Source organism: Cupriavidus sp. H18C1, assembly GCF_049311595.1.
In the GTDB taxonomy this organism is placed as follows: Bacteria; Pseudomonadota; Gammaproteobacteria; order Burkholderiales; family Burkholderiaceae; genus Cupriavidus; species Cupriavidus cauae.
On sequence record NZ_CP186008.1, the window covers coordinates 434,208 to 454,509 of the forward strand.

The following is a 20,302-nucleotide window of genomic DNA, read 5'->3' on the forward strand; positions in this document are numbered from 1 at the left end:
GATTCGTGTCACCCCGACAAAGCAAAAAAGGCCCGCATCACGCGGGCCTTCTGCTTCAATCGAACCTCAACCGGAATCGAAACCGGAATCGGAACCGGAACGGCTTACCCCACCCACTTCCGCGCATTGCGGAACATGCGCATCCACGGGCTGGCGCCGTCCGGGATCTGCTTCCAGGCGTCGGGGGCCCAGCTCATCGTGGCGGCGCGGAACACGCGTTCCGGGTGGGGCATCAGCACGGTGAAGCGGCCGTCGACCGTGGTCACCGAGGTGATGCCGTCCGGCGAGCCGTTCGGGTTCAGCGGATAGGCCTGCGTCACCGCGCCGCGGTTGTCGACGAAGCGCAGCGAGACGTCGACCTTGCTCTTGTCGCCCTGCTGCGAGAAGTCGGCGTAGCCCTCGCCGTGCGCGACGACGATCGGGATGCGGCTGCCTTCCATGCCGGCGAAGAAGATCGAGGGCGATTGCTGGACCTCGACCGTGACGAAGCGCGCTTCGTACTGCTCGCTCTGGTTGCGCGTGAACTTCGGCCAGGCACCGGCGCCGGGGATGATCGGCGCGAGGTTGCTCATCATCTGGCAGCCGTTGCAGACGCCCAGCGCGAAGGTGTCGGTGCGGTTGAAGAAGGCCGCGAACTGCTCGGCCATCGCACCGTTGAACAGGATGGTCTTGGCCCACCCTTCGCCAGCGCCCAGCACGTCGCCGTAGCTGAAGCCGCCGCAGGCGACGAAGCCGACGAAGTCGTCCAGCTTCGCGCGGCCCGCGATCAGATCGCTCATGTGGACGTCGTAGGTATCGAAGCCCGCGCGGTCCATGCTGTACGCCATCTCGATCTGCGAGTTGACGCCCTGCTCGCGCAGGATCGCCACGCGCGGCCTGGCGCCGCTGGCGATGAACGGCGCGGCGATGTCCTCGGCCGGATCGAAGGTCAGGCTCGGCGTGATGCCGGGATCCGCGGCGTCGAGCAGCAGCTCGTATTCGCTGTCGGCGCAGGCGGGGTTGTCGCGCAGCCGGGCGATGCGCCAGCTGACCTCGCTCCAGACCCGTTGCAGCTCGGCACGCGGGGCGCCGAAGACCTTCTTGGCGTCGCGATAGATCTCGATCTGGTCGCTGCCGTTGGGCTTGCCGACCACATGGCTGCAGGCCGACAGGCCGGCCTCGCGCAGCGCGGCGAACACGGCGTCGCGATCCTCGAGCTTGACCTGGATCACCGCGCCCAGTTCTTCCGAGAACAGCGCGCGCAGCGTCTGGTCGTTGCGGCGCTCGGCGATCTGCTGGGCCCAGTTCTTGGCGTCGCCGTAGTCCTGCTCCTGCGTCGGATCGAGCGTTAGCATGTCGACGTTCAGCGACAGGCCGCAATGGCCGGCAAACGCCATCTCGGCCAGCGTCGCCATCAGGCCACCGTCCGAGCGGTCGTGATAGGCCAGCAGCTTGCCCTCGCGGTTCAGGCGCTGGATCGCGTGGAAGAAGTTGCGCAGATCGGCCGCGTCGTCGACGTCGGGAACGCTGTCGCCGACCTGTTGGGTGACCTGCGCCAGGATGCTGCCGCCGAGGCGGTTCTTGCCGCGGCCCAGGTCGATCGCGATCAGCACGGACTCGCCCAGGTCGGTGCGCAGCTGCGGCGTCAGCGTGCGGTTGACGTCGTCGACCGCGGCGAACGCCGAGATGATCAGCGACACCGGCGCGACCACTTCCTTGGCCACGCCCGCATCGTCCCACTTGGTGCGCATCGACAGCGAATCCTTGCCGACCGGAATGCTGATGCCCAGCGCCGGGCACAGCTCCATGCCGACCGCGTGCACCGTGTCGTACAGCTTGGCGTCCTCGCCCTCGACGCCGCAGGCGGCCATCCAGTTGGCCGACAGCTTGACCTTGCCGAGGTCCTTGACCGGCGCGGCGGCCAGATTGGTCAGCGCCTCGCCGATCGCCATGCGGCCCGAGGCCGGGGCGTCGATCACGGCCAGCGGGGTGCGCTCGCCCATCGTCATCGCCTCGCCGGCCTTGCCCTGGTAGTCGAGCGTGGTGACCGCCACATCGGCCACCGGCACCTGCCACGGGCCGACCATCTGGTCGCGCGCGTTCATGCCGCCGACGCTGCGGTCGCCGATCGTGATCAGGAAGGACTTGCTGGCGACGGTCGGGTGTCGCAGCACGTCGCGCACCGCCTGCTCCAGCGCGATGCCGGTGACGTCCACCGCCGGCAGCGATTGCTCGACGCGCTTGACGTCGCGATGCATGCGCGGCGGCTTGCCAAGCAGCACGTCCATCGGCATGTCGACCGCGTAGTGCTCCTTCAGCGCCTGATCGACGCTGGCATCGACCAGCTGCAGCTGCTTTTCCTCGGTGGCCACGCCGACCACCGCGAACGGCGAACGCTCGCGCTCGCACATCGCGGCAAAGCGCGGGAAACTGTCCGGCGCGATCGCCAGCACATAGCGCTCCTGCGATTCGTTGCACCAGATCTCCGCCGGCGACAGGCCCGACTCTTCCAGATGGATCTGGCGCAGCTCGAAGCGCGCGCCGCGGCCGGCGCCGTCGACCACTTCGGGGGAAGGCATTGGACAGGCCACCCGCGCCCACGTCGTGGATCGACAGGATCGGGTTCTCGTCGCCGAGCTGCCAGCAGGCGTTGATCACTTCCTGCGCGCGCCGCTCCATTTCCGGGTTGCCGCGCTGGACCGAGTCGAAATCGAGGTCGGCGGTATTGGCGCCGGTCGCCATCGAGCTGGCCGCGCCGCCGCCCATGCCGATGCGCATGCCCGGGCCGCCCAGCTGGATCAGCAGCGAACCGGCCGGCAGCGGCTCCTTGTGCGTATGCGAGGCGTCGATATTGCCGATGCCGCCGGCAATCATGATCGGCTTGTGGTAGCCGCGCACGGTGCCGCCGACGTTCTGCTCGTAGACGCGGAAATAGCCGCCCAGGTTGGCGCGGCCGAATTCGTTGTTGAAGGCGGCGCCACCGAGCGGGCCTTCGATCATGATCTGCAGCGGCGAGGCGATGCGCTCGGGCTTGCCGGTCACGGCGGGCCGTTCGTCGGGATTGCGGAAGGCCAGCGGCTGGGCGGCGTCGCGCGCGTTCTCCCACGGCTCGACCGCGTCGGGCAGCATCAGGTTGGACACCGTGAAGCCGGTCAGGCCCGCCTTGGGCTTGGCGCCGCGGCCGGTCGCGCCCTCGTCGCGGATTTCGCCGCCGGCGCCGGTCGAGGCCCCGGGGAACGGCGAGATCGCGGTCGGGTGGTTATGCGTCTCGACCTTCATCAGCGTATGGGTCAGCGCCTGATGGCGGCCATACTGGTGCGCGTCGCCGCGCGGGAACCAGCGTTCGGCGACATCGCCCTCCATCACCGCCGAGTTGTCCGAATACGCGACGATCGAACCCTGCGGGTTCAGCTGGTGCGTGTTGCGGATCATCGCGAACAGCGACTTGTCCTGTTCCTCGCCGTCGATGGTCCAGGTCGCGTTGAAGATCTTGTGGCGGCAATGTTCGCTGTTGGCCTGCGCGAACATCATCAGCTCGACGTCGGTCGGGTTGCGGCCCAGCTTGGCGTAGGCATCGACCAGATAGTCGATCTCGTCCTCGGACAGCGCCAGGCCCATCGCGACGTTGGCCTCGGCCAGCGCGGCACGGCCGCCGGCCAGGTCGATGAAGCGCAGCGGCTTGGCCGGCAGTTCCTCGAACAGCGCGGCCGCGGCGTCGCGCGTGGCGACCACGGTCTCGGTCATGCGGTCGAACAGCAGCGCGGCCACGGCGTCGCGCGTCAGCGGGTCCAGCGTCTTGCGGCCGCGCAGCAGGCCCTTCTTGCAGATCACCGTGAATTCGATGCCCCGCTCGATCCGGTGCACATGCGACAGGCCGCAGTTGTGCGCGATATCGGTGGCCTTGCTGGCCCACGGGGGAAATCGTGCCGAAACGCGGGATCACGACGAAGCGGTCGCCCTCGGGCTGCTCGACGAACGGCGCGCCATAGGTCAGCAGCGCGCGGATGCGGTCGGTATCGCCCTTGTCCAGCGGCTGGTCGGTGTCGACGAAGTGCAGGAACTGGCCGTGCACCGACTCGATGTCGGTGTCGATCTGTTGCAGGGCGGTGAGCAGGCGTTGCTGGCGGAAGGCCGACAGGGCCAATGCGCCGGGGAAGCACGAGAAATGCGCCATGATCTGAGCGGTCGGAGGGCGATGGAGGTGGGACTGCGGCCGGGACCCGGCCGTGGCGTCCGGCCGGACGGGCCGCAAGCCAGCCGGGCGGCGCCGGCGAAAACCGCTATTGTACCCTGCCGAGGGGGGATTTCTTGCAGTGCAGTATCGGGCGCGGATTGGGCGGATCGGCGGATCGGAGCGCCGGGGCTGCCCTCTCCGCCGCCCGGCCTACGCCGCCCCGTATCCCCCGCCTCCCGGCGTCTCGATCACGAACACATCGCCCACGCCCATCTCGGTGCGCGCCACGTGGGGCAGCGTCTCCTCGCGGCCATCGGCGCGGATCACGCGGTTGCGGCCCGTCGCCCCGGGCTCGCCACCCGCCATGCCGAACGGCGCATGCACCCGGTTGTTCGACAGGATCGACGCCGTCATCGGCTCGAGGAAGCGCACCTTGCGCACGCCGCCGTTGCCGCCGTGCCAGCGCCCCGTCCCGCCCGATCCGTGCCGGATCTCGTAGCTGTCCAGCCGCACCGGGAAGCGCCACTCCAGCACCTCGGGATCGGTCAGGCGCGAGTTGGTCATATGCGTCTGCACCACGTCGCAGCCGTCGAAGCCGTCCCCGGCGCCGCTGCCGCCCGAGATCGTTTCGTAGTACTGGTAGCGCGCGTTGCCGAAGGTGAAATTGTTCATCGTGCCCTGGCTCGCGGCCACCACGCCGAGCGCGCCGTACAACGCGTTGGTGATGCACGACGACGTTTCGACATTGCCCGACACCACCGAGGCCGGATAGCGCGGATTGAGCATCGACCCTTCGGGAATCACCACATGCAGCGGCTTCAGGCAGCCGGCGTTCAGCGGGATGTCCTGGTCGACCAGCGTGCGGAACACGTACAGCACCGCCGCCATGCAGACCGCGCGCGGGGCATTGAAGTTGTTCGGCAGCTGATCCGACGTGCCGGTGAAATCGACGGTCGCCTCGCGGCGCTCGCGGTCCACCGTCACCCGCACGCGGATCTGCGCGCCATTGTCGAGCGGATAGACGTAGCTGCCGTCCTTGAGCGCCGTGATCACGCGCCGCACCGCCTCCTCGGCGTTGTCCTGCACATGGCCCATATAGGCGCGCACCACCGGCAGGCCGAAGTGCGCGACCATCTTGCGCAGTTCCTCGACGCCCTTCGCGTTCGCCGCGACCTGTGCGCGCAGATCGGCCATGTTCTGGTCGGCATTGCGGGCCGGGTAGCGCGCGCCGGCCAGCAGTGCCCGCATGCCGGCATCGTCGAGCACGCCGCCGTCGACGAGCAGGAAGTTGTCGATCAGCACGCCCTCCTCCTCCACCACGGTCGAGTCCGGCGGCATCGAGCCCGGCGTGATCCCGCCGATATCGGCATGGTGGCCGCGCGAGCCGACGTAGAACAGCACCTCGCGGCCCTCGGCGTCGAACACCGGCGTGATCACCGTCAAGTCGGGCAGATGGGTGCCGCCGTTGTACGGGTCGTTCAGCACATAGACGTCACCGTCCTTCATCCGTCCGGCATTGCGCGCGATCACGGTCTTGATGCTCTCGCCCATCGAGCCCAGATGCACCGGCATATGGGGCGCGTTGGCGATCAGATTGCCTTCGGCGTCGAAGATCGCGCAGGAGAAGTCGAGCCGCTCCTTGATGTTGACCGAGTAGGCGGTGTTCTGCAGCCGCAGGCCCATCTGCTCGGCGATCGACATGAACAGGTTGTTGAAGACCTCGAGCATCACCGGATCGGCCTCGGTGCCGATCGCCCGTCGTTGCTGACGCGGCACTGCGCGCGTCAGCACCAGATGGTCGCGCTCGGTCAGCAGCGCCTGCCAGCCGGGTTCGACCACCGTGGTGGCGTTCTGCTCGGCGATGATCGCCGGGCCCGCGAGGCGGTCGCCGGGACGCAGCGTATCGCGCCGGTAGAGGCCGGTGTCGTGCCAGGCGCCGCCGCTGAACATGCGTACCGTCTCGGCCGGCTGTGGCGGGCCCTCGCGCGGTACCAGCGCGGGCGGACGCTCCTGCGGTGCCTGCGCGACGCCCACTGCCTCCACCGACACCGCCTCGACGATCAGGCCCTTGTCGGGCATCAGGAAGGCATAGCGCTGGCGGTACGTGGCCTCGAAGCCGGCGCGCATCGCGGCGGCGTCGCCGAACGGCACCACCAGCGCCGAATCGGTACCTTCGTAGCGCAGATGGACGCGCCGCAGCACCTCGATGCGGCCGGCGTCCTCGCCCTGCTCCAGCAGCTCGTCGCGCGCCTGCTGCGCGAGCGCATCGAGCCGCTGCGCCAGCATCGGCACCGCGGCCTCGTCCAGCTTCGCCTCGATCGACAGCTCGCGCATCGCCGTGCGGTCGGCCAGGCCCATGCCGTAGGCCGACAGCACGCCGGCCAGCGGATGGACGAACACGGTCTGCATGCCCAGCGCATCGGCCACCAGGCAGGCGTGCTGCCCGCCGGCGCCGCCGAAGGTGGTCAGCGTGTAGCCCGTCACGTCGTGGCCGCGCTGCACCGAGATCTGCTTGATCGCGTTGGCCATGTTGCCGACCGCGATCTCGATGAAGCCCTCGGCGACCTGCTCCGGCGTGCGGCGGTCGCCGGTCTGCTCGGCGATTTGCGCGGCCAGCTCCTCGAAGCGCGCGACCACGGCATCGCGATCGAGCGGCGCGTCGGCGCGCGGGCCGAACACCGCCGGGAAATGCGCGGGCTGGATCTTGCCCAGCATCACGTTGCAGTCGGTCACCGCCAGCGGGCCGCCGCGGCGATAGCTGGCCGGCCCGGGATTCGCGCCGGCCGAATCGGGGCCGACGCGATAGCGGCTGCCGTCGAAATGCAGCACCGAGCGCCGCCGGCGGCCACCGTATGGATGCTCATCATCGGCGCCCGCATGCGCACGCCGGCCACGCTGGTCTCGAACACGCGCTCGAAGTCGTTCGGGTGCCTGCCGCTGAAGTGCGACACATCGGTCGACGTGCCGCCCATATCGAAGCCGATGATGCGGTCGAAGCCGGCGCGCTGCGAGGCGCGCACCATGCCGACGATGCCGCCGGCGGGCCCGGACAGGATCGCATCCTTGCCCTGGAAACGATGCGCATCGGTCAGGCCGCCGCTGCTCTGCATGAACTGCAGGTTCACGCCCGGCATCTCGCGCTCGATCTGCTCGACATAGCGGCGCAGGATCGGCGACAGGTAGGCGTCGACCACCGTGGTGTCGCCGCGCGGCACCAGCTTCATCAGCGGCGATACCTCGTGCGACACCGAGACCTGGGCGAAACCGAGCTCGCGCGCGATCCGGGCGGCGCGGGCCTCGTGATCGGCATGGCGATAGCCGTGCATCAGCACGATCGCCACCGCGCGGATGCCGTCAGCCCGCACGCGCAGCATCTGTTCGCGCAGCGCCGCCTCGTCCAGCGGCTGTACTACCTCGCCATGCGCGCCGATGCGTTCGTCGACTTCCACCACCTCGCGATACAGCAGCTCGGGCAGCACGATGTTCAGGTCGAACAGCCGCGGCCGGTTCTGGTAGGCGATGCGCAGCGCGTCGCGATAGCCGCGCGTGATGAACAGCGCGGTGGGCTCGCCCTTGCGCTCGAGCAGCGCGTTGGTGGCCACCGTGGTGCCCATCTTCACCGCGGACACCAGGCGCGGCGTGATCGGCTCGCCCGGGGCCAGACCCAGCAGATGGCGGATGCCGGCCACCGCCGCATCGGCGTATTGCTCGGGGTTCTCGGACAGCAGCTTGTGCGTGACCACGGTGCCGTCCGGGCGCAGGCCGACGATATCGGTGAAGGTGCCGCCGCGATCGATCCAGAACTGCCAGCGTGGGTCGGGCGTGGCGGCTTGCGTTTCGGCTTGCGTTTCGGCTTGCGTTTCGGCTTGCGATGCGGACTGCGATGCGGCGGACTGCGATGCGGCTTGCGACTCGGAATGGGACACGCGGAAGTACCTCGGAAGGAAATGAGGATCGTCGTCGGGCGTGCAGCCGCACGCGAGCTCGACGCGGTGAATTCGTGCGGCGCTACAGCGACGTGGCGGAACGCGCCGCCTGCTCGTACAGTCCGGTCAGCACGCGCAACAGCCGTGCCAGCTCGCCGATCTCGGCGTTCTCCGCGCTGCCCGGGTTCATATTGCTGGTCAGGCATTGCTCACGGATTTCGCGATACCGCGCGCACGCCTCGGTGCCGGCGGCCGTGGTGCTGTAGGTCGCCTCCTTGCCCACGCGCACACCCGCGACCAGGCCCATGCCCTGCAGCTTCTTCAGCGAGTAGGTCACCAGATGGGTGTCCTCCACGTTCAGCACGAAGCAGATGTCGGCGAGCCGCTTGGCGCGGCCCCGGTGGTTGACGTGGTGGAGCACCAGCACGTCGAGAAAGGTCAGGTCGCGCACGCCGGCCGCGCCCATGCAGCGCACCACCCAGCGGCTATAGGCGTTGTAGGCGGTGTTCAGGCCGAACTCGAATTCGGACAGCTCGGGACTGCGCGACGACACCAGGTGCGCGGAGGACACGATGCCGGCGCCGGCCTTTCGCGCAACACCATCGGTGGCCGCGGCATCGGTGGACGCGCCCCCGGCGGCAGGCATATCGGGGGGAAGCAACGTCGTCGCGGCGGCTCGGCTTTCGGGCCATGGACAGGACTCCTGCAGTGGGACAGCGGAGAACGAACGGCTTGGCGCGTCGCGGATCGCGTGGTTTGTGGATCGCGGATTCCTGATCGCGAATCTTCGATCACGGGCGCCGTCTAGGGATTTCCCGGGGGCCGCGGCAGTAATTTCAGCTTGACAGTTTATCGACAAATTATGAGCATGAGTACCCGGTAACGATGGGGATTGCGCGGCACCGCAGCGACCGCTTCCGTGCGCAATTCGCGCACGAATCCTGGGCATCCGGGGCACCGCGCACTGTCGCGGGGCAAGCGGGAACGACATTCAGGGCGCGCGCCCGCCTGCGTCTTCACGCTTTCCCTTGTCTGCATTGTTTGCCTTATCGTTGTCTGCTTGCAGCGAACGTACGGTCTCGATGCGCATTACCGTTCCCGACTCGTATCCAACGCTGTTCACCGCCCGAGCCTGTACCGATGACGATGCCCGCCGCGCTGCTTCCCGATATCGACACGCTGAACCGACTGGCCCGCGATGGCCGGCTCTCGCGCACGGCGCTGTTGCAGCAGGCGCAGGCGCGTGCCAAGGAACCGGCGGCACAGGCGGTATTCCTGCAGACCAGCTTCGATACCGCCGCCAGCGCGGCGCAGGCTGCCGATGCCGCGGCGCTGGCCGACAAGCCGCTGCATCCGCTGGCCGGGCTGCCGGTATCGATCAAGGACCTGTTCGATATCGGCGGCGAAATCACGCGCGCCGCCTCGACGGTACGCGCCGATGCGGCACCGGCAAGCGAAGACGCGCCCGTGGTCGCACGGCTGCGCGCGGTGGGTGCCGCGCTGGTCGGCCGCACCAACATGACCGAGTTCGCCTTCTCCGGCGTCGGCATCAACCCGCACTACGGCACGCCGGTCAATCCGCACGACGGCGCGGTGGCGCGCATCTGCGGCGGCTCGTCGTCGGGCGCCGCGGCCTCCGTGGCGCTCGGCCTCTCTGTCGCGGCGCTGGGCAGCGATACCGGCGGTTCGATCCGCATCCCGGCCGCTCTGTGCGGCCTGACCGGCTTCAAGCCGACCGCCCGGCGCGTGCCGCTGACGGGTGCCTTTCCGCTGTCCTTCTCGCTCGACACCGCCTGCGCGATGGCCCGCACCGTGACCGACTGCGTGCTGGTCGACGGCGTGATCGCGGACCAGGCGCTGGTCCCCGTGCGCAAGGCCGCCGGCGCGCTGCGGCTGGCGGTACCGCGTCAGCTGCTGCTCGACGATCTCGACGAGACCGTGTCGCGCGCCTTCGATCGCGCGCTCGGACGGCTGTCCGCCGCCGGCGTGCAGATCGAACATGTGGACCTGCCCGAGCTGCTGGAACTGTCGACGCTGAACGCGCAGGGCGGGCTGACCGCGGCCGAAGCCTACGCGATCCATCGCGGCACGCTGTCTTCGCGGCGCGCGCTGTACGACCCGCGCGTGGCGGCGCGCATCGATCGCGGCGCCGCGATCGGTGCCGCCGACTATGTCGATCTGGTTCGCGCCCGCGCCGCCTGGAGCGCGCGCGTGATGGCGCGGCTCGACGGCTACGACGCGCTGGCCTGCCCCACCGTGCCGGTGGTCGCGCCGCCGATCGCGCCGCTGGTGGCCGACGACGCGCTGTTTACGCGCACCAATGCGCTGCTGCTGCGCAATCCCTCGACCATCAACTTCCTCGACGGCTGCGCGATCTCGCTGCCCTGCCACCAGGCCGACGAACTGCCGGTCGGACTGATGCTGGCGCATGGCCCGATGCGCGACGCTTCGCTGCTGGGCACGGCGCTTGCATTGGAAGCCGTGGTCGCGCCCGCGCCGCAGGCCTGAGCCGGGCCGCCGGACCGGGACACCGGCGAGCAACGACGCGCGACAACCTAGTGGACGACCCAGTGGACGAGCCACCGCTGGCGGCGCAAGATCCTCGCACGCGCAACGATCAGGCGCACCGACCACGCGCGACGACGGCGCGCACCGGCGACGCCCAAAAAACGACGCGCAACAACGCGGTAAAGACACAACCAGGAGAGAAATGATGCAGCGCAAGGGATTGCTCAAGTCGATGTCTGCGTGCGGGCTGCTCGCCTGCGCCTTCGCGATGGCGCCGCTGGCGCAGGCCCAGGTCAAATGGGATCTGCCGACCGGCTATCCGGCCAACAACCCGCACACGGTCAACCTGGACCAGTTCGCCAAGGAGGTCAGCGCCGCCACGCAGGGCAAGCTCGCCATCACGCTGCATCCGAACGGCTCGCTGTTCAAGGCCAACGAGATCAAGCGCGCGGTGCAGAGCAACCAGGCCCAGGCGGGCGAGGTGCTGATGTCGCTGCTGGAGAACGAGAATGCGCTGTTCGGCGTCGACGCGGTGCCCTTCCTCGCCACCGGCTTCGATGCCTCGTACAAGCTGTGGCAGGCGCAGCGCCCGGTGATCGACCGCCTGCTGGACCGCCAAGGCATCAAGCTGCTGTATGCGGTCGCGTGGCCGCCACAGGGCATCTACGCCAAGAAGGAAATCCGCTCGGGCGCCGACATGAAGGGCCTGAAGTGGCGCGCCTACAATCCGGCCACGACGCGCATCGCGCAGGCGGTCGGCGCGCAGCCGATGACGATCCAGGCGGCCGAGCTGTCGCAGGCGCTGGCCACCGGTGTGGTCGACAGCTTCATGTCGTCGGGCGCCACCGGCGTCGACAGCAAGGTCTGGGAGAGCCTGTCGCACTTCCATACGGTGGACGCCTGGCTGCCGAAGAACATGGTGATCGTCAACAAGCGCGAGTTCGACAAGCTCGACAAGCCGTCGCAGGAGGCGCTGCTGAAGGCCGCGCAGGCGGCCGAGACCCGTGGCTGGCAGCGGATGCGCGAATACACCCAGCAATCGCTCGACACGCTGGCCAAGAACAAGATGACCATCGTCAAGCCCACGCCGCAGCTGCAGGCCGACATGAAGAAGATCGGCGACGAACTGCTGGCCGAGTGGGAAAAGAAGGCTGGGCCCGAGGGCAAGGAAATCATCGCGGGGTATCGCAAGTAAGGCGAACAAGATGGTGCCGGCCTGTCCGTGATGCCTTCGTCCCCGCGAAAGCGGGGACCCCAGGAGGCTCGCGAAGAAGCAGCAGGTCCTCGCCCTCGCGGGAACCACAGCAAGACACCGGCGCGGCACCGCCCTCCGCTTCCCTCCCCTGCCTTCCGGACGCATCATGACTTCCCGCTTCCAGTGGTTCTACCCAGGCGCTCGGCGCGCTGGCCGCCGTCTTCATCTGCCTGACGCTGCTGATCGAACTGGCCATCATCGTCGGGCGCTTTGCCAATTTCCAGATCGACGGCGGCGACGCCTATGCCGGCTATTTCATGGCCGCAGGGTCCTTCCTCGCGCTGGCGGCGACGCTGCGCCAGGGCGACCATATCCGCGTGACGCTGATCCTGCAGCGCCTGCATGGCAAGCCGCGCGTCTGGGCGGAGATCTTCTGCCTGGCGGTGGCCACGCTGCTGACCGCGTACTTCACCTACTACGCCGGCAAGCTCGCGTACGACTCGTACATCTATCACGACATCTCGCAGAACACCGACGCCACGCCGCTGTGGATTCCGCAGCTGTCGATGGCGGTGGGCCTGTTCGGGCTGTTTGTCGCCTTCGCCGAGGAGTTCGTCTACGTGCTGCGCACGCGCCGTCTGCCGCGCGAGGAAAGCGGCGAAATGGCGCGCACCGAGTAACGCCGACGTATCGACCGGTCAGCCCCCCACAGGAACGCAACCACATGGATCTCTGGATCACCTTCTTCCTGATCGTCGCCATCTTCGCCGTGCTCGGCGCCGGCGTCTGGATCGGCATCGCGATTCTCGGCGTCGCCTGGATGGCGATGGAGCTGTTCACCAACAAGGTCGGCGGCGAATCGATGGCGCTGACCGTCTGGGGCTCGCTGTCGAGCTGGACGCTGACGGCGCTGCCCCTGTTCATCTGGATGGGCGAGATCCTGCTCAAGACCAAGCTGTCCGAGGGCATGTTCCGCGGGCTGTCGCCGTGGCTGCAGCGCCTGCCCGGCCGGCTGCTGCATGTCAACGTGATCGGCTGCACGATCTTTGCGGCGGTGTCGGGCTCGAGCGCCGCGACCTGCGCGACGATTGGCAAGATCTCGCTGCCCGAACTGGCCAAGCGCGGCTATCCCGAGTCGATGGCAATCGGCTCGCTGGCGGGCGCCGGCACGCTGGGCCTGCTGATTCCGCCGTCGATCATCATGATCGTCTATGGCGTCACCGCCGACGTGTCGATCGGCAAGCTGTTCATCGGCGGCGTGCTGCCGGGCCTGATGCTCGCGCTGCTGTTCATGGGCTACGTCGCGGTATGGGGCTGGCGCCATCGCGATGCGATTCCGGTGCCCGAGCACCGGCTGGACCTGCATGCCAAGCTGGCCGAATCGCGCCACCTGATCCCGGTGGTGCTGCTGATCGGCGCAGTGCTGGGCTCGATCTACGCCGGCATCGCCACCGCCACCGAGGCGGCCGCGCTCGGCGTGGTCGGCGCGCTGGTGCTCGCGCTGGCGCAGCGCACGCTGACGTGGGAGACGTTCCGCGATTCGCTGATGTCCGCCACACGGCTGTACTGCATGATCGCGCTGATCCTGGCCGGCTCGTCGTTCCTGACGCTGGCGATGGGCTTCATCGGCCTGCCGCGCCATCTGGCCGAATGGATCGTCGGCCTGAACCTGACGCCGTTCATGCTGATCATCGCGCTGATGGTGTTCTTCATCATCCTGGGCTGCTTCCTCGACGGCATCTCGATGGTGGTGCTGACGATGTCGGTACTGCTGCCGACCATCCAGGCGGTCGGCATCGACCTGCTGTGGTTCGGCATCTTCGTCGTGCTGGTGGTCGAGATGGCGCAGATCACGCCGCCGGTCGGCTTTAACCTGTTCGTGCTGCAGGGGGATGACCCGGCGCAATATCAGCTATATCGCCTGGGCCGCCTTCCCCTTCTTCGTGCTGATGGTGGTGGCGGTGCTGCTGATCTGGGCCTTCCCCGGCCTGGTGACCTACCTGCCCGCGCAGATGAAGATGTAGGCGCCATGCGTGCGATCGTGATCGGGGCCGGCGTGATCGGCGTGTGCTCGGCCTGGTATCTGCGCGAGGCCGGCTTCGAGGTCACCGTGCTGGACCGGCGCGCCTCTCCCGCGCAGGAGACCAGCTTCGGCAACGCCGGCGTGATCGCGCCCGGCTATGTGACGCCATGGGCCGCGCCGGGGATGCCGGCCAAGGTGCTGCGCACCCTCTTCGCCAGCACCTCGCCGGTGGTGTTCCGGCCCAGCGCGGACCCCGCGATGTGGCGCTGGATCGCGCGCTGGCTCGGCGAATGCCGGCTCGAACGCTACCGCGTCAACAAGCTGCGCATGCAGCGGCTGGCCTTCTACAGCCGCGCCTGCCTGCACCAGCTGCGCGACCAGCTGCAGATCGACTACGAGCAGTCGCAGGGCTATCTGCAGCTGTTCAGGACCGAGCGCGATCTCGACATGGCCCGGCCCGCGCTGGCGCTGCTGCGCGAGAACGCGGTGCCCCACCGGCTGATCGATGCCGCCGAATGCCGCCGCCTCGAGCCCGGCCTCGCTCCGGATACCGCGCTGGCCGGCGGGCTGCATCTGCCCGAGGACGAGTCGGGCAATTGCCCGATGTTCACGCGCCGGCTGCGGCAATTCGCCGAGGCGGCGGGCGTGCGGTTTCAGATGGACACCACCGTGCACGGCATCGGCGCGCCTCGCGACGGCATGCTGTCCGTATCGCTGCGGCACCAGGGCAGCGAGTCGACCCTGCGCGCGCCGCACGTCGTGGTGGCCGCCGGCGTCGCCAGTGCCGCGCTGCTGCGCCCGCTCGGCCTGCGCGTGCCGCTCTATCCGGTCAAGGGCTATTCGGCGACGGTGCCCGTGCGCGATGCCCTGCAGGCGCCGCTGGCCGCGCTGATGGACGAGTCGTACAAGGTCGCGATCACCCGCATGGGCAATCGCATTCGGCTGGCCGGCACCGCCGAGCTCGGCTCGCGCAAGCTGGACCTGCGCCAGGCCGCGGTGCGCACGCTGCTGAAGGTGGGACGCGACTGGTTCCCGGGCGCCGCCAACTACGGCGAAGCGTCGCTGTGGACCGGTGCCCGGCCGATGCTGCCGGACGGACCGCCCTTGATCGGCGCCACCGCCGTGCCGGGGCTGTTCCTCAATCTCGGCCATGGCTCGACGGGCTGGGCGATGGCCTGCGGCTCGGGCAAGCTGCTCGCGGCGCAGGTGGCCGGCGCGCCGGCCGAGATCGACCTGGAAGGGCTGACGCCGGACCGCTACGGCCTCGGTCCGCGGCGATGAGCCGCATGCCGGCGGCGCTGCGATAATGCGCCGATGACGCCCTTCTCCTCTCCCGGCGCTGCGGGGACGGCCGCTGCAGGGACGGCCGCCGATACCGCCCACGCCGCCCAAGCCACCGAAACCACCAAAACGGCCCAAGCCACCGTGAGCGCGGATTGGCTGCGCTTCGATCCCGCCAGCGGCACGCCGGTCCCCTTGTTCGACAGCGCCGCGATCCGCCGGCTCGAACAGGCGGCCTACGCCAGCCTGTCGCCATTCACGCTGATGGCCCGCGCCGGCGCCGCGACTGCCGCCTGGCTGAATGCCCACGCGCCGGCCGGACCGCTGCTGCTGCTGGCCGGTCCCGGCAATAACGGCGGCGACGCGCTGGTCGCGGCCACGCACCTGCATCGGGCCGGGCGCGAGATCCAGGCTTGGCTGCTGGCCGACCCCGCGCGCCTGCCCGCCGACGCCGCGCGCGCGTGGCAGCAGGCAAACGACGCCGGCGTGCCGCTGCAGGTGCTGGTGCCCGATCCCGCCGCACCGCAGACCGCCCCGCCCTGGCCCGCGACGGCACCGCGTTTTGCCGCGGTCGTCGACGGCCTGCTGGGCATCGGGCTGAACCGTCCCGCCAGCGGCGCGCTCGCCGAATGGATCGCGCGCCTTGGCACCCTGGCCGACCAGGGGGTGCCGGTATTCGCGCTCGATGCGCCGAGCGGCCTGTCGGCCGATACTGGCGCCGGTGCGCCCGCGGTGCGCGCGACGCGCACGCTGACCTTCATCGCCGCCAAGCCCGGGCTGCTGACGCTCGACGGCCGCGACTGCGCCGGCGAGCTCGATATCGCGCCGCTCGGCCTCGGCTATCCGCCGCAGGACACGCCGGCGGCCTGGGCCAATACGCCGGCCCGCTTCGCCGCCGCGCTGCCCGGCCGGCGGCATGCCACCCACAAGGGCAGCTTCGGCACGCTGGCGGTGATCGGCGGCAGCATCGGCATGGTCGGCGCGCCGCTGCTCGGCGCCCGGGCCGCGCTACATCTGGGCGCCGGACGCGTGCATATCGGCTTTCTGGCCGACCCCGCGCCGCCGTTCGATCCGGTACATCCCGAGCTGATGCTGCATCCGGTCGACCGGCTGCAATGGGCCGAGATGTCGGCGCTGGTGGCCGGTCCCGGCATGGGCACCGGCGACGGCGCCCGCCAATGGCTCGAGGCGGCGTTGCGGGCCGATACCCCCCACCGTGCTCGATGCCGATGCGCTGAACCTGCTGGCGACCGACACGGCCTTGGCCGCGATGGCCAGGGCCGGCACTGCGCCGCGCGTGCTGACGCCTCATCCGCTCGAAGCAGCGCGGCTGATGGGCTGCACCGTGGCGGAAATCCAGCGCGATCGCCTCGCCGCGGCGCGCGCGCTCGCCGCGCAATGGCAGGCGGTGGTCGTGCTCAAGGGCTCGGGCACCGTGATCGCCAGTCCCGGCCAGAACGCGGGCGAGCACGCGGTCACCATCAACCCGACCGGCAATGCGGGCCTGGCCACCGCCGGCACCGGCGACGTGCTGGCGGGCATGATCGGCGCGCTGCTGGCGCAGGGCATGGCGGCCGAGCCCGCGGCGCTGGCCGCCGTCTGGCTGCATGGTCGCGCCGCCGATCGCCTGGTGGCGGGCGGCGAAGGCCCGGCCGGGCTGACGGCCGGCGAATTGCCCCGCGCCGCGCGGTACGAACTGAACGCGCTGACCATGCAAGGTGCGCGGCAATGAGCGGCGCGATCCCGATACAGGGCGCGGCGCCGAGCCGCCGGCAACTGTTGACCGGCATCGCGCTGCTGGTGCTCGGCCAATGGATCCTGACGCTGCTCGATGCCACCGGCAAGACGCTGACCCAGCAGGGGCTGCCGATCATGGCGGTCGCGTGGGTGCGCTACGTCGGCCATGTGGTCGCCATCTTCCTGCTGCTCGGCCCGGCGCGCTTCCGGGCACAGGTCCGCACCGGCCAGCCACGGCTGCAATGGATGCGCGGCGGCCTGATGCTGGCCTCGACGCTGGTGTTCTTCTCGGTGCTGAAGCTGATGCCGTTGGCGACCGCCACCGCGCTGAACTTCTGCGCGCCGCTGTTCGTCGTCGCGCTGTCGCCATGGCTGCTCGGCGAACGCCCGGGCCGCCACGCCCGCCTGATGCGCTGGAGCGGCGTGCTGATCGGCTTTGCCGGCATGCTGGTGGTGGTGCGTCCCGGCGGCGAGCTGACGCCGGGCGGCGTGGCGCTGGGCCTGACCTCGGCGCTGCTGTTCGCGCTGCTGCAAATGCTGACGCGGCGCATGGCGGCCCACGATGCGCCGATGACCACGCTGATCTGGAGCGGCATCACCGGCGCCGCGCTGACCACGCTGCTGGTGCCCTTCTTCTGGTTCACCGCGATGCCGACGCCGCTGCAATGCGCGCTGCTGCTGTCGGCCGGCATCACCGGTTCGCTCGGCCACTACTTCGTGATCCGCGCCTTCCAGTACGCCGACGCATCGTTCCTCAGCCCCTTCCTCTATCTGCAGATCATCTCGGCGACCACGGTCGGCTTCCTCGCCTTCGGCCAGCTGCCGGACTGGACCACGGCGCTGGGCATCGCGGTGATCTGCGCGGGCGGCGTGTGGGTCGCGGGCGGCGAATCGGCATTGCGGCTGGTGGCCAGGAGCCTGGGCGGAACGCGCTGATTGCGGCGTTGTCTGACAGTTCTCGCGGAATGTGCACGCTATACTCGGCACATCCTGCGTCTTCTCCGCACGTATTTCGCAATGCCCACTCACCTTCCCGCCTGGCAACGTCTGCAGCAGCACTACCAAGCGATTCGCGACCAGCGGATGCGCGACTGGTTTGCCGCGCCGGACGCCGGCGAGCGGGTCGACCGGTTCTCGCTGGAAGCGGCCGGCCTGTTCCTGGACTACTCGAAGAACCGCATCGTGCCGCAGACGATGGACCTGCTGGTCCAGCTCGCCGAAGAGGCCGGCGTACCCGCGCGGCGCGATGCCATGTTCGCTGGCGCACATATCAATGCGACCGAGGATCGGGCCGCATTGCATATGGCGCTGCGCGCCGCGCCCGATGCCGCGTTCCAGGTCGACGGCAAGCCGGTGATGCCGGCGGTGCACGATGTGCTCGCGCGCATGCGCGACTTCTCGCAGCGCGTGCGCAGCGGCGAATGGAAGGGGCATAGCGGCAAGACCATCACCGACGTGGTGAACCTGGGCATCGGCGGCTCGGACCTCGGACCGCGCATGGTGTGCCGCGCGCTGGCGCATCTTGCGGGCGATGGTCGCGATGACGGCAGCGTTGGTGGCGCTGCAGCGGGGCCGCGCGTGCATTTCGTCTCCAACGTCGACGGCACCGAGCTGGCCGAGACGCTGGCGCGGCTCGATCCCGAACGCACGCTGGTGATCGTCTGCTCGAAGACCTTCACCACGCTCGAGACGATGGCGAATGCCAACAGCACGCGCCAGTGGTTTGTCGCGCGCGGCGTGCCGGAGAGCGGACTGGCGCGCCATTTCGTCGCGGTATCGACCAATGTCGAAGCCGTACGCGCCTTCGGCATCGACCCGGCCAATATGTTCGAGTTCTGGGACTGGATCGGCGGCCGCTTTTCGCTGTGGTCGTCGGTCGGGCTGTCGATCACGCTGGCGCTGGGCTTCGAGGCCTTTGCCGAATTGCTGGCCGGCGGCCGCGAGATGGACGAGCACTTCCGCACCGCGCCGCTCGCGCGCAACATGCCGGTGATCCTGGGCCTGCTGGGGGTCTGGTACCGCAATGTGTTCGGCCTGCCGACCAGCTGCATGGCACCGTACTCGACCTCGCTGGAACTGTTCCCCGCCTTCCTGCAGCAACTGGAAATGGAGAGCAACGGCAAGTCGGTGCAGCGCGACGGCCAGCCGGTGCGCGTCGACACCTCGCCCGTGGTCTGGGGCACGGCCGGCACCAATGGCCAGCACGCCTATTTCCAGCTGATCCACCAGGGCTCGCAGATCGTGCCGGTCGACTTCGTCGCGCCGCTGTCCGCCCCGCGCACGCTGCCGGGCCATCATGCCAAGCTGCTGGCCAACTGCTTCGCGCAGGCCGAGGCGCTGATGCGCGGACGAACCGAGGAAGAACTGCGCGCGGCCGGCGTCGTCGAGCCCGAGCGCATCGCGCATATGCGTTTCGCGGGCAATCGGCCCAGCAATATGCTGCTGATCGAGGGCATCACGCCGCGCGCACTGGGCGCGCTGATCGCGCTGTACGAGCACCGCACCTTCGTGATGGGCGCGATCTGGAATATCAACTCGTTCGACCAGTGGGGCGTCGAACTGGGCAAGCTGCTGGCGCGGCCGATCGAGGCCGAGCTGAACGGACGCGGCGAAGGTCCGCACGATCCGTCCACCAGCGCGCTGATCGCGCGCGCCAGAAGCGCGCTGGCCCGAGGAGGCTGAGCGCCGGCCCCGGCCGCGTGCTCAGACCTCGGCGCCCATCCACTCGTCGCTGGCGACCTTCCCTGCCTCGATGGTCAGGATGCGGCCGCAGCGCGCCGCGACCGAGCGGTCGTGCGTGACCAGCACCAGCGTCGAGCCGGCGTCGCGGTTCAGTTCGAACATCAGCGCGATCACCGCTTCGCCGGTCGCGGTATCGAGGCTGCCGGTCGGCTCGTCGGCGAACAGGATATCGGGCCGCGTGACGAAGGCACGGGCCAGCGCCACGCGCTGCTGCTCGCCGCCCGACAGCGTGCGCGGATAGTGCGACAGGCGCGCGCCCAGGCCGACCCGTTCCAGCATCGCCTTGGCGCGCTCGCGCACGCCGTCGGTCTCGCCGCGCAGCTCCAGCGGCAGCATCACGTTCTCCAGCGCGGTCAGATGGCCGACCAGCTGGAAGGACTGGAACACGAAGCCGACATGCCGGCCGCGCAGCGCGGCGCGCTGGTCCTCGTCGAGCGCGAACAGATCGTGGCCGTGCAGCGACACGGTGCCGCGGCTCGGCAGATCGAGGCCCGCCATCAGCCCCAGCAGCGTCGATTTGCCCGAACCCGAGGCGCCGACGATGGCCAGCGTTTCGCCGGGCGTGACGGAAAAGGACACGTCGTGCAGAATCGTCAGCGAACCGGTCGCGTCCGTCACGGTCTTTCCCAAGGATTCGACAGCAAGAATGGATGAGGACATGAGCAAGGGTTTCCGGAACGGTTTCTGGCGGGACATCGGTGGACGCTGGCGCGCCCTGGTGCTGGGCGGGCTGCTGG

General features: G+C 69.3%; 8 protein-coding genes and 5 pseudogenes. 8 read left to right on the forward strand and 5 right to left on the reverse strand.

Going from position 1 to position 20,302, the window contains the following annotated elements; all coding sequences use genetic code 11:
* Positions 1-104: 104 nt before the first annotated feature.
* The 4 genes and pseudogenes from purL to OJJOAM_RS02100 form a co-directional block, all read right to left on the reverse strand.
* Positions 105-4,153 (reverse strand): annotated as a pseudogene (gene purL, locus OJJOAM_RS02085) (phosphoribosylformylglycinamidine synthase).
* A 210-nt stretch (positions 4,154-4,363) separates the two neighbouring features.
* On the reverse strand, positions 4,364-5,881 hold the full coding sequence (locus tag OJJOAM_RS02090) for a hydantoinase B/oxoprolinase family protein (protein ID WP_422649468.1): 1,518 nt from the start codon (positions 5,879-5,881) through the stop codon (positions 4,364-4,366).
* Between the two features lie 83 nt (positions 5,882-5,964).
* Positions 5,965-8,079 (reverse strand): annotated as a pseudogene (locus OJJOAM_RS02095) (hydantoinase/oxoprolinase family protein); the annotation flags it as partial.
* An 82-nt stretch (positions 8,080-8,161) separates the two neighbouring features.
* Positions 8,162-8,725: a winged helix DNA-binding protein gene (locus OJJOAM_RS02100; protein ID WP_422648736.1), complete on the reverse strand. Its 564-nt coding sequence runs from the start codon at positions 8,723-8,725 to the stop codon at positions 8,162-8,164.
* Between the two features lie 494 nt (positions 8,726-9,219).
* Here OJJOAM_RS02100 and OJJOAM_RS02105 point away from each other — a divergent pair, with 494 nt between their 5' ends.
* The 8 genes and pseudogenes from OJJOAM_RS02105 to pgi all read left to right on the forward strand — a co-directional run bounded on the left by OJJOAM_RS02105 (position 9,220) and on the right by pgi (position 19,505).
* Positions 9,220-10,587: an amidase gene (locus OJJOAM_RS02105; protein ID WP_422648737.1), complete on the forward strand. Its 1,368-nt coding sequence runs from the start codon at positions 9,220-9,222 to the stop codon at positions 10,585-10,587.
* 205 nt (positions 10,588-10,792) lie between these two features.
* A complete protein-coding gene (locus tag OJJOAM_RS02110; protein ID WP_422648738.1) occupies positions 10,793-11,782 on the forward strand; it encodes a TRAP transporter substrate-binding protein in 990 nt (329 codons plus the stop codon).
* Positions 11,783-12,066: 284 nt separating this feature from the next.
* Positions 12,067-12,462, forward strand: coding sequence for a TRAP transporter small permease (locus tag OJJOAM_RS02115; protein ID WP_422649469.1), 396 nt, complete (start codon positions 12,067-12,069; stop codon positions 12,460-12,462).
* Between the two features lie 44 nt (positions 12,463-12,506).
* Positions 12,507-13,806 (forward strand): annotated as a pseudogene (locus tag OJJOAM_RS02120) (TRAP transporter large permease).
* A gap of 5 nt (positions 13,807-13,811) precedes the next feature.
* Positions 13,812-15,086 (forward strand): D-amino acid dehydrogenase, encoded by a 1,275-nt coding sequence (locus OJJOAM_RS02125; RefSeq protein ID WP_422648739.1) that lies wholly within the window; start codon positions 13,812-13,814, stop codon positions 15,084-15,086.
* A 33-nt stretch (positions 15,087-15,119) separates the two neighbouring features.
* Positions 15,120-16,818 (forward strand): annotated as a pseudogene (locus OJJOAM_RS02130) (NAD(P)H-hydrate dehydratase).
* Between the two features lie 551 nt (positions 16,819-17,369).
* Positions 17,370-17,759: pseudogene (locus OJJOAM_RS02135) on the forward strand (EamA family transporter); the annotation flags it as partial.
* Between the two features lie 81 nt (positions 17,760-17,840).
* Complete coding sequence (pgi, locus tag OJJOAM_RS02140) at positions 17,841-19,505, forward strand: glucose-6-phosphate isomerase (protein WP_422648740.1); 1,665 nt, start codon at positions 17,841-17,843, stop codon at positions 19,503-19,505.
* A 21-nt stretch (positions 19,506-19,526) separates the two neighbouring features.
* On the opposite strand, the gene OJJOAM_RS02145 is transcribed toward pgi, so the two are convergent.
* Positions 19,527-20,225 (reverse strand): ABC transporter ATP-binding protein, encoded by a 699-nt coding sequence (locus tag OJJOAM_RS02145; protein ID WP_053823111.1) that lies wholly within the window; start codon positions 20,223-20,225, stop codon positions 19,527-19,529.
* Positions 20,226-20,302: the final 77 nt, after the last annotated feature.

Bases quoted from the DNA above. Each gene is read 5' to 3' on its own strand.
- OJJOAM_RS02090 (WP_422649468.1), bottom strand. From the start codon at position 5,881: ATGCTCGAGGTCTTCAACAACCTGTTCATGTCGATCGCCGAGCAGATG.
- OJJOAM_RS02100 (WP_422648736.1), bottom strand. From the start codon at position 8,725: ATGCCTGCCGCCGGGGGCGCGTCCACCGATGCCGCGGCCACCGATGGT.
- OJJOAM_RS02105 (WP_422648737.1), top strand. From the start codon at position 9,220: ATGACGATGCCCGCCGCGCTGCTTCCCGATATCGACACGCTGAACCGA.
- OJJOAM_RS02110 (WP_422648738.1), top strand. From the start codon at position 10,793: ATGCAGCGCAAGGGATTGCTCAAGTCGATGTCTGCGTGCGGGCTGCTC.
- OJJOAM_RS02125 (WP_422648739.1), top strand. From the start codon at position 13,812: ATGCGTGCGATCGTGATCGGGGCCGGCGTGATCGGCGTGTGCTCGGCC.
- pgi (WP_422648740.1), top strand. From the start codon at position 17,841: ATGCCCACTCACCTTCCCGCCTGGCAACGTCTGCAGCAGCACTACCAA.
- OJJOAM_RS02145 (WP_053823111.1), bottom strand. From the start codon at position 20,225: ATGTCCTCATCCATTCTTGCTGTCGAATCCTTGGGAAAGACCGTGACG.